Consider the following 10,561-nt stretch of genomic DNA (forward strand, 5'->3'; position numbering starts at 1 on the left):
GCCGGTGCGCCGCCGCCTTGCGGTCGCGACGCGCGGCCCGCCCCCCGGCGGCCGGGTCACGCTGGGCGGGCGCCCCGCGCTCCTTGGCCCGCCGCCGGTTCTGTGCACGCCCGGGCCGCGCGGGCTCGTCCGCGTCGGAAGCCCCGGTTCCCTCGAAACCTTCCGGGCCACCCGGGGCGTCGAAGCCGCCGTGGGCGTCGGCCCCGTCGTAGCCGTCACCGGCGATGTGCGAGTCGGCGTGGTCCGCGTACGCGCGCAGTTCTTCGACCGATGAGCCGCACCCCGGGCACGCGAGGGCGCCGTTGAGGTGCCGTCGGCACGGGTGGCAGTAGTCCATGACGCGGGAAGAGTAAGTTCCTTGCCGGTGACGTTCCTAGTGGCCGCTGTGAAAGTTGTGTGGTGAACCGCGGGTGAACATCTGCGGCGAGTTGATCACGGCCCGGGAAACCGGCACCGGCGTCCTCGCCGAAACCGTTATGCGCGCGCCCCATTGACACCCCCACCGACCCCTCCTTACTGTCACGCCAGCATTTCGAACGTGTGACGAAATATCGAACAATCCATCTGGGCCGACGCAGCACCACGACGAAGCATCAAGGGGCAACTGCCGTGCGTATCACCGGAATCAGCACACATGTGGTCGGGACGCCGTGGCGCAACCTGACCTACGTCCAGGTGCACACCGACGAGGGCGTCACCGGTGTCGGCGAGACCCGGATGCTGGGCCACACCGACGCGCTGATCGGCTACCTGCACGAGGCGGAGGCCAACCACATTCTCGGCTCCGACCCGTTCGCGGTGGAAGACCTCGTACGCCGGATGAAGTACGGCGACTACGGCCGCGCGGGCGAAATCGTCATGTCCGGCATCGCGGTCGTGGAGATGGCCTGCTGGGACATCAAGGGCAAGGCCCTCGGCGTCCCCGTCTGGCAGCTCCTCGGCGGCAAGGTCACCGACAGGGTGAAGGCGTACGCCAACGGCTGGTACACCACCGAGCGCACCCCGGAGGCGTACCACCGGGCCGCCCGGCAGGTCATCGCCCGCGGCTACCGGGCCCTGAAGATCGATCCCTTCGGCACCGGGCACTTCGAGCTGGACCACGAGCAGACCCGCTACGCCGTCTCCCTCATCGAGGCCGTCCGCGACGCCATCGGCCCGAAGACCGAGCTGATGCTGGAGATGCACGGCCGCTTCTCCCCCGCCACCGCCGTCCGGCTCGCCCGCGAGCTCGCTCCGTTCGCACCGGCATGGCTGGAGGAGCCGGTCCCGCCGGAGAACCTCAAGGCGCTGCAGAAGGTCGCCGCGAAGACCGACATCCCTCTCGCCACGGGCGAACGGATCCACGACCGCATCGAGTTCCGCGAACTCTTCGAGGACCAGGCCGTGGACATCCTGCAGCCCGACGTCGGCCATATCGGCGGCATCTGGGAGACCCGGAAGCTGGCCGCGACCGCCGAGACGCACTACATGCTCGTCGCCCCGCACAACGTGGGCGGGTCCGTCCTCACCGCCGCCTCCCTCCAGGTCGGCTTCACCTCCCCCAACTTCAAGGTCCTGGAGCACTTCAACGACTTCGCCGACGCGGAGATCAAGAAGGTGGTCAAGGGGGCGCCGGAGGTCGTCGACGGCTACTTCCACCTCTCCGACGCCCCGGGGCTCGGTGTGGAGCTGGACACGGACGCGGCGGCCGAGTTCCCGCAGCAGCAGGCCCGGTTCGACCTGTGGGCCGAGGGCTGGGAGCAGCGCAGGCCGAAGGGGGCGAAGTGAGCACCGCGGTCGTCGTCGAGGCGCCGGGCACCCACCGCCTGGTGCCGCACGAGCCGGTCGCGCCCGGCCCCGGCGAGGCGCTCGTCCGCGTCCACGCCGTCGGCATCTGCGGCAGCGACCGCGAGGTCTACCAGGGCAACCGGCCCGAGGGATATGTGCGCTACCCGCTCGTCCCCGGCCACGAGTGGTCCGGCACGGTGGAGGCGGTCGGCGCGGGGGTGCCCGAGGCGCTCACCGGCCGCAAGGTCGTCGGGGAGGGCTTCCGCAACTGCCAGGTCTGCGACCGCTGTCACGCGGGCGAGACGACCCTGTGCACGGCGGGCTACGAGGAGACCGGTTTCACCCGGCCGGGCGCGATGGCCCCCACCCTCACCCTGCCGGCCCGTCTGCTGCACGTGCTGCCGGACGGCGCGGACCTGACGGCGGCGGCCCTCCTGGAGCCCGCCGCCTGCGGCGACCGGCGCCCCCCGCCTGCGTCGCGGCCGCCGGGCTGAAGGCGGACGCGCGGCCCGGCGAGCGGGTCGCGGTCGTCGGCACCGGCACGCTCGGCATGTTCGCCGTGCAGTTCCTGAAGGCGGTCTCCCCCCTCGACCTGCTGGTCGTGGGGACGCGCCGCGACCGCGAGGCGCTGTCCCGGCGGTTCGGCGCCACCGGCTTCCGCACACGGGACGAGGAGCTTCCCGACGACGTCGACGTCGTCATCGAGACCGCCGGGTCCGCGTCCGCCGCGCGCACCGCCGCCTCGCTGCTCCGGCGCGGGGGACGCCTCGTCCTGACGGGCATCCCGGCGCCGGGCGCGGAGGGCCTCGACCCGACCGCCCTCGTGGTGCGGCAACTGGAGGTGCACACCGTGTTCGGGGCACCGCCGGAAGCCTGGGCGCACGCGGTGCGGGTCTTCGGTGCGGGACTGCTCGATCCCCTGCCGCTGGTCACGCACGAGCTGCCGCTCGCCGAGTTCCCGCAGGCCATCGAGCTGGTGGGGGCGGGCGATCCGAAGGTCGGGAAGATCCTGCTGCGGCCCTGACACCTGCGAGCCGTACGCCGGTGCGAAGCGACCTGACGGGTTCCGCACCGGCGTACATCCCGGCCCTTCCACATCCTCAGCCGCGAACCTTGTCCGAAATACCGAACATGAAGGACACCTTGTGACCGACTCCGCTACGGCAGCCCGCAGGCCCGGTGAGCAGGCGCTCGCCGCGCTCGGCCTGGGCGCGCCCGCCCCCTCCCCCGCCGACGCCTCGCCCCACACCTTCCCCGGGGGCGGCCGCTGGCGCACCGAGGTCCCCTCGTGCGAGGGACCCGAGGCGCTGGCCGTGGTCCTCAAGGAGTCCGCACGGCTCGACGTGCCGATCCACCGGATCAGCCAGGGCAGCGGCGTGTGGATGCTGACCGACTCCGAGATAACCGAGATGGTCGAGGCGACCGGCGAGCGCGACATCGAACTGTGCCTGTTCACCGGGCCGCGCGGCACCTGGGACATCGGCGGCTCCGTGCGCTCCGACTCGCACGGAGCCGGGCTGCGGGCCCGCGGTCACGACGCCGTCGCCGGCTGCGTCGAGGACGCCGTACGGGCCACGGAGCTGGGCGTGAAGTGCCTGCTCGTCGCCGACGAGGGCGTGCTGTGGACCCTGCACCGGGCCCGGGAGAAGGGCATCATCCCGGCGGACACCACCCTCAAGGTGTCCGCGCTCGTCGGCCCGGTCAACCCCGCGTCGTACTCCGTCCACGAGCGCCTGGGCGCCGACTCGATCAACGTGCCCAGCGACCTGACCCTCGGTCACCTCACGGAGATACGACGGGTCTCCGCCGCCCCCATGGACATGTACATCGAGGCCCCCGACGACCTCGGCGGGTACGTGCGGATGTACGAGGTCGCCGAGCTGATCCGGCGCGGCGCACCGCTCTATCTGAAGTTCGGCCTGTCCAAGGCACCGGGGATCTACCCCTACGGCGCACATCTGCGGGACCTGACCCTGGACACGGCCCGGGAGCGGGTGCGTCGCGGCCGGCTCGCCCTCGATCTGCTCGCCCGGCACGGTGCGGACGGCGACATGGCGCCACTCGGCTCCCGGCTGCCCGGCCCGCTCAACCGCTTCCCCACCGGCGACTGACGACCGCCGGAAGCGCCCCGCCCCTCTCCACGACGCCTCTCCACGACGACAAGGAACAAGGACTGATCACCATGCGCACTCGCAGAGCCGCTCTCGCCGCGATAGCCACAGCCGCCTCCCTCGCCCTCACCCTGACCGCCTGCGGCCAGAACAGTTCGGGCGGCAGCAAGGAGGACAAAGGCAGCACCAAGGGCGGCACCATCGGCATCGCGATGCCGACCAAGTCCTCGGAGCGCTGGATCTCCGACGGCAACAACGTCGTCAAGAACCTCCAGGCCAAGGGTTACAAGACCAAGCTGGTCTACGGCGAGGACAACCCGGACACCCAGGTCTCGCAGATCGAGAACCTGATCACCCAGGGCGTCAAGGGACTCATCGTCGCGGCCATCGACAACAAGTCCCTGAACAACGTGCTCCAGGAGGCCGCCGACCAGAACATCCCGGTCATCGCCTACGACCGGCTGATCCTCGGCACCAAGAACGTCGACTACTACGCCTCCTTCGACAACACCAAGGTGGGCGAGCTGCAGGCCACCTACATCGTCGACAAGCTCGGCCTGAAGAACGGCAAGGGCCCCTTCAACATCGAGCTGTTCGCGGGCTCGAACGACGACAACAACACCAAGTACTTCTTCAACGGCGCGATGAGCGTCCTGAAGCCGTACATCGACAGCAAGAAGCTGGTCGTCCGCTCCGGCCAGACCGCGCTCAACAAGGTCACCACCCTGCGCTGGGACGGCGCCACCGCGCAGAAGCGCATGGACGACATCCTCACCTCCTCGTACAAGACGGGGCGGGTCGACGCGGTCCTGTCGCCGTACGACGGCATCTCCATCGGCATCCTGTCCTCGCTGAAGTCGGACGGTTACGGCTCCAAGAGCAAGCCGCTGCCGGTCGTCACGGGCCAGGACGCGGAGCTGGCCTCGGTGAAGTCGATCATCGCCGGTGAGCAGACGCAGACCGTCTACAAGGACACCCGCAAGCTCGCCGAGGTCGCGGCGAGCATGGTCGACGACGTCCTCAACAAGAAGAAGCCGCAGGTCAACGACACCAAGACCTACGACAACGGCGCGAAGGTCGTGCCCTCCTACCTGCTGCAGCCGGTGAGCGTCGACAAGACCAACTACGAGGACGTCCTGGTCAAGGGCGGCTACTACACCGACGCCGAGCTGAAGAAGTAACCGCCGCGTCCACCGACCCCAACCACTGGAAGGCACGACCATGGCGGGACCCGTCCTGGAAATGCGCTCGATCGTCAAGACCTTTCCCGGTGTCAAAGCGCTGTCGGACGTCACATTGACGGTCCCTCAGGGCGAGGTCCACGCCATCTGCGGGGAGAACGGCGCCGGGAAGTCCACCCTGATGAAGGTGCTCTCCGGCGTCCATCCGCACGGCACCTACGAGGGCGAGATCCTCTTCGAGGGGGAGATCTGCCGCTTCAAGGACATCCGCGCGAGCGAGCAGCACGGCATCGTCATCATCCACCAGGAACTGGCGCTGGTGCCGTACCTGTCCGTCGCGGAGAACATCTTCCTCGGCAACGAGCACGCCACACGCGGCTTCATCAACTGGAACGAGACCCTCAGGCACGCCACCGAACTGCTGCGCCGCGTCGGCCTCGACGAGCACCCCGAGACCCGGGTCGCCGACATCGGCGTGGGCAAGCAACAGCTCGTGGAGATAGCGAAGGCGCTGTCGAAGTCGGTGAAGCTGCTCATCCTCGACGAGCCGACGGCCGCCCTGAACGACGAGGACAGCGGCAAACTCCTGGATCTGATACTGGAGTTGAAGAAACAGGGCATCACCTCGATCGTCATCTCGCACAAGCTGAACGAGATCCGCCGGGTCGCCGACTCGGTGACCATCCTGCGCGACGGCCGCACCATCGAGACCCTCGACGTGAAGGCGCCCGAGACCACCGAGGAGCGGATCATCGCCGGCATGGTGGGCCGCGACCTGGACCACCGCTTCCCCGAGCGCACCCCGCACCACCCCCAGGAGGGTGCGGCCCCGGCGCTGGAGATCCGCAACTGGACCGTGCTGCACCCGATCGACCAGCAGCGCAAGGTGGTCGACGACGTGTCGCTCCAGGTACGGCGCGGGGAGATCGTCGGCATCGCGGGCCTGATGGGCGCCGGGCGCACCGAACTGGCGATGAACGTCTTCGGACGCGCCTACGGCCGGTACGCGGGCGGCACCGTCCTCAAGGACGGCACACAGATCCGTACCAGGACCGTCGCCGAGGCGGTCGCGCACGGCATCGCGTACGTCACCGAGGACCGCAAGCACTACGGCCTCAACCTCATCGACACCATCAACCGGAACATCTCGCTGGCCGCGCTACGCAAGGTCGCCGGCCGGGGGATCGTCGACGAGCACGAGGAGCGGCAGGTCGCCGAGGGTTTCCGCACCTCCATGAACATCAAGGCGCCGACCGTCTTCGAGTCGGTGGGCAAGCTGTCCGGCGGTAACCAGCAGAAGGTCGTCCTCAGCAAGTGGATCTTCGCGGGTCCGGACGTGCTGATCCTGGACGAGCCCACGCGCGGTATCGACGTGGGCGCCAAGTACGAGATCTACACGGTCATCGACCATCTGGCCGCCCAGGGCAAGGCGGTCGTCTTCATCTCCTCCGAGCTGCCGGAGCTGCTCGGCATGTGCGACCGCATCTACACGATGGCCGCGGGACGGCTGACCGGTGAGGTGCCGCGGGCCGAGGCCACGCAGGAAGTGCTGATGCGCCAGATGACGAAGGACAAAGAGGTAACGCGATGAGCACGGATGTGACCGCCAAGACCCCGGCCCCCGCGCCGCCGGGCGGCAGCAAAGCGGCCTCGGGCAAGGGCCTGCTCCACCTGATGCTGAGCGGCCTGCGCCGCAACATGCGGCAGTACGGCATGCTGATCGCGCTCGGCCTGATCGTGGTCCTCTTCGAGATCTGGACCGGCGGTGACCTGCTGCTGCCGCGCAACGTCTCCAACCTGGTGCTGCAGAACAGCTACATCCTGATCCTCGCGATCGGCATGATGCTGGTCATCATCGCGGGCCACATCGACCTGTCGGTCGGTTCGCTGACGGCTTTCGTGGGCGCGTCCGCGGCCGTGCTGACGGTCAGCCACCACGTGGCGTGGCCGGTCGCCGTGCTGCTGTGCCTGCTGGTGGGCGCGGTGGCCGGCTCGGTGCAGGGCTTCCTGATCGCGTATCTCGGCATACCGTCGTTCATCGTCACCCTCGCCGGGATGCTGCTCTTCCGCGGGCTGACGGAGATCCTGCTCAAGGGGCAGACCCTCGGCCCGTTCCCGGACGCCCTGCAGAAGATCGGCAACGGCTTCCTGCCCGAGGTCGGCCCCACCACCAACTACCACAACCTCACCCTGCTCCTCGGCCTCGTCCTGACCGCCACCGTGGTGTGGCAGGAGGTGCGCGACCGGCGCCGGCAGCAGGAGTTCGCCCTGGACGTGCTGCCCGGCCGGCTGTTCGCGCTGAAGATCGTCGCCCTGGTCGCCGCGATCCTCGTCCTCACCCTGCTGCTCGCCAGCTACAAGGGCGCGCCGATCGTGCTCATCGTCCTCGGCGTCCTGGTGGTCGGCTACGGCTACGTCATGCGCAACGCCGTCTTCGGCCGCCACATCTACGCGATCGGCGGCAACCTGCCGGCGGCGAAGCTGTCCGGCGTCAAGGACAAGCGGGTCACCTTCCAGGTGTTCCTGAACATGGGCGTGCTCGCGGCCCTGGCGGGTCTGGTGGTCGCCGCCCGCCTCAACGCGGCCTCGCCGAAGGCGGGCGTGAACTTCGAACTCGAGGCGATCGCCTCGTCGTTCATCGGTGGCGCGTCCATGAGCGGCGGTGTGGGCACCGTCCTCGGCGCCATCATCGGCGGTCTCGTCCTCGGCGTGCTGAACAACGGCATGAACCTCCTCAGCGTCGGCACCGACTGGCAGCAGGTCATCAAGGGCCTGGCCCTGCTGGTGGCGGTCGGCTTCGACGTGTGGAACAAGCGCAAGTCCGGTTCGTAGGTCAGCTCGGGCCCCGCCGCTCCGGTAGGGCCCTTCAACCTCCGTTGGGCGAGTGAGCCGAAGGGGCGCGCCGGTGTCGAGAGAGCGAGCGCGCGAAGGCCCGAAGGGCTGAGCACGGTCGGTCCCTCGGCACCGGCTCAGGCGCCCCGGAGGCGAACCGAGCCTCAAGACAAAGGGGAGCCGCACATGGAACTGAGCAGACGCACGGTCATCGCGGGTACGGCGGCGGGCGTCACCGCCGCCACCATCGGCACGGCGCAGGCAGCCCCGGGAGGCGGGAAGCCGGTGAAGGAGCTCTTCGGCACGCTCGCCGACGGCACGAAGGTGCACCGCTGGTCGCTGGAGAACGGCGGCACGCGCCTGAAGGTCCTCAGCTACGGCGGCACCGTCCAGTCGCTGGAGATCCCGGACCGGCACGGCCGGTACGCCAATGTCTCACTGGGCTTCGCCGCCATCGACGACTACGTGGCGAAGAGCCCGTACTTCGGCGCCACCATCGGCCGCTACGGCAACCGCATAGCCGAGGGCCGGTTCACCCTGGACGGCACGACCCACCAGCTGTCCGTCAACGACGGCGTCAACAGCCTGCACGGCGGAGCCAAGGGCTTCGACAAGCGGGTCTGGGACGTCGAGCCGTTCACCAAGGGCTCCGACGTCGGTCTCGTCCTGCACTACACCAGTGTCGACGGCGAGATGGGCTACCCCGGCACGCTCAGGACGAAGGTGACCTTCACCCTCGACCGGCACGGCGACTGGCGCATCGACTACGAGGCCACCACCGACAAGCCGACCGTCGTCAACCTCACCAACCACACGTACTGGAACCTCGCGGGCGAAGGCAGCGGCGGCATCCACGACCACGAGCTCACCATCGCCGCGAGCCGCTACACGCCCACCGACGCGGGCCTGATCCCCACCGGCGAACTGGCCCGGGCCGCGGGCACCCCCTTCGACTTCCGCAGGGCCAAGCCGATCGGCCGGGACATCCGCGCCGGCCATCCCCAGCAGGTCACCGCCAGGGGCTACGACCACAACTGGGTCCTCGACAAGGGCGTCACGGCGCGGCCGGAGCACATCGCGACCCTGCGGGACCCGCACTCGGGACGCACCCTGAGGATCGCCACCGACCAGCCGGGCCTGCAGTTCTACTCCGGCAACTTCCTCGACGGCACGCTGGTGGGCACCTCCGGGCACACCTACCGGCAGGGCGACGGCCTGTGCCTGGAGACGCAGCACTTCCCGGACTCGCCCAACGAGCCGTCGTTCCCGTCCACCGTGCTGCGGCCGGGGCAGACCTACCGCACGACGACGATCCACTCGTTCGGCGTCTGACGCGTCCGCGGTGGCTCCGGTCCCCGAAGTCACGCCGTTTTCCGACCCGTTGAACGGCGTCCCCGCCGTATCCGTATGACCGGGTGGCCCGTGCTCCCCCGCGCGGGCCACCCACAGACGACGGACCCGCCCGCCCACCGGGTCCGCCCCATACGGAGGTTCCATGGCCGACAACGTCACCTCGCTGTTCCGCGGCAACGGGGCGCACAGCCCGTCGATGGCGGCGCTGACGCGGGAGGGCGGCGACGGGACGGGCCCCGTGGACTTCTGTATTCCGTGCAACCCCTACTTCCCCACCCCCGCCATGTTCGACGAGATGGCGGGCCGGCTGCGCGAGATCGTCACCTACTACCCGAGCAGCGCCGACACGATCACGGCCGAGCTGTGCGATCTGCTCCAGCTCCCGCCGCAGTGCGTCGCGATGGGCAACGGCTCCACCGAACTGATCACCTGGATCGACCATCTGCTGGTCCACGAGTCCCTCGCCGTCCCCGTCCCCACCTTCGGCCGCTGGACCGACCAGCCGATGGAGACCGGCAAGCGCGTCGACATGTTCCCGCTGCAGGAGTCCGGCGGCTTCACGCTGGACCTGGGCCGGTACGCCGAGTTCATCCGCAAGCGGGGCACCCGCGTGGCCGTGGTCTGCAACCCGAACAACCCCGACGGCGGGTTCGTGCACCGCCAGGCGCTCGTGCAGTTCATGGACGCGATGGCGGACCTGGACCTCATCGTGATCGACGAGTCGTTCCTGGAGTTCGCCGACGCGGAGAACGAGCCGAGCGTCGTCCAGGACGCGGTGATGCGGCCCAACGTCATCGTGCTGCGCAGCCTCGGCAAGAACTTCGGTCTGCACGGCATCCGCTTCGGCTATCTGGTCGCCAACCCCGCGCTCGCGGGCAAGGTCCGCTCCATGCTGCCGAAGTGGAACCTCAACTCCTTCGCCGAGCACGTGGTGTTCATGCTGAAGGAGCACGGTGCCGAGTACATGGAGAGCCTGCACCAGGTCCGCCGCGACCGCCTGGACATGGCCCGCCGACTCGCCCAGCTCCCCGGTCTGACGGTCTACCCGTCGCAGGGCAACTTCCTGTTCGTGCGCCTGCCCGTGGGCGCCGAGGGCACCGTGGTCCGCGACCGGCTGCTGACCGAGCACCGGATCCTGGTCCGCGAGTGCGGCAACAAGATCGGTTCATCCAGCCGCTTCCTGCGGCTCGTGGTGCGCCCCGAGGTGGACGTGCGTCGCCTGGTGTCCGCCCTGGAGCAGGTGCTCTACGGGGCCAGGAGGGGAGCCGCCGTACCCGAGCTGGGCACAGGGACCGGCTACAGCTCGGGTACGGCGGC

General features: G+C 69.4%; 8 protein-coding genes and 1 pseudogene. 8 read left to right on the forward strand and 1 reads right to left on the reverse strand.

The features are described 5' to 3' along the window. A partial coding sequence (locus ACFSL4_RS07005; protein WP_417820274.1) for an SCO2400 family protein occupies positions 1–337 on the reverse strand: 337 nt, incomplete at its 3' end. Between the two features lie 272 nt (positions 338–609). Between ACFSL4_RS07005 and ACFSL4_RS07010 the strand changes: the two genes are divergently transcribed. From ACFSL4_RS07010 to ACFSL4_RS07045, 8 genes and pseudogenes are all read left to right on the forward strand, one after another. After that, positions 610–1,767: a mandelate racemase/muconate lactonizing enzyme family protein gene (locus tag ACFSL4_RS07010; protein WP_381079654.1), complete on the forward strand. Its 1,158-nt coding sequence runs from the start codon at positions 610–612 to the stop codon at positions 1,765–1,767. Next, positions 1,764–2,791, forward strand: a pseudogene (locus ACFSL4_RS07015) (zinc-dependent alcohol dehydrogenase). The gene ACFSL4_RS07010 and the pseudogene ACFSL4_RS07015 overlap by 4 nt, the downstream one beginning before the upstream one ends. 121 nt (positions 2,792–2,912) lie before the next feature. Further along, positions 2,913–3,878 (forward strand): hypothetical protein, encoded by a 966-nt coding sequence (locus tag ACFSL4_RS07020; RefSeq protein ID WP_381079656.1) that lies wholly within the window; start codon positions 2,913–2,915, stop codon positions 3,876–3,878. 71 nt (positions 3,879–3,949) lie between these two features. Further along, positions 3,950–5,059: a multiple monosaccharide ABC transporter substrate-binding protein gene (chvE, locus tag ACFSL4_RS07025; protein WP_381079658.1), complete on the forward strand. Its 1,110-nt coding sequence runs from the start codon at positions 3,950–3,952 to the stop codon at positions 5,057–5,059. A 40-nt stretch (positions 5,060–5,099) separates the two neighbouring features. Continuing rightward, positions 5,100–6,650: a multiple monosaccharide ABC transporter ATP-binding protein gene (gene mmsA / locus ACFSL4_RS07030; protein WP_381079660.1), complete on the forward strand. Its 1,551-nt coding sequence runs from the start codon at positions 5,100–5,102 to the stop codon at positions 6,648–6,650. Beyond that, complete coding sequence (gene mmsB, locus ACFSL4_RS07035; protein WP_381079662.1) at positions 6,647–7,891, forward strand: multiple monosaccharide ABC transporter permease; 1,245 nt, start codon at positions 6,647–6,649, stop codon at positions 7,889–7,891. Before mmsA ends, mmsB begins: the two co-directional genes overlap by 4 nt. A 186-nt stretch (positions 7,892–8,077) precedes the next feature. Beyond that, positions 8,078–9,223, forward strand: a complete 1,146-nt coding sequence (locus ACFSL4_RS07040; RefSeq protein WP_381079664.1) for an aldose epimerase family protein — start codon at positions 8,078–8,080, stop codon at positions 9,221–9,223. A 163-nt stretch (positions 9,224–9,386) separates the two neighbouring features. Then, on the forward strand, positions 9,387–10,561 hold a 1,175-nt coding region (locus ACFSL4_RS07045; RefSeq protein ID WP_381079666.1), incomplete at its 3' end, for a pyridoxal phosphate-dependent aminotransferase.

Origin of the sequence: Streptomyces caeni, assembly GCF_042678285.1 — a bacterium.
Classification (GTDB): domain Bacteria; phylum Actinomycetota; class Actinomycetes; order Streptomycetales; family Streptomycetaceae; genus Streptomyces; species Streptomyces caeni.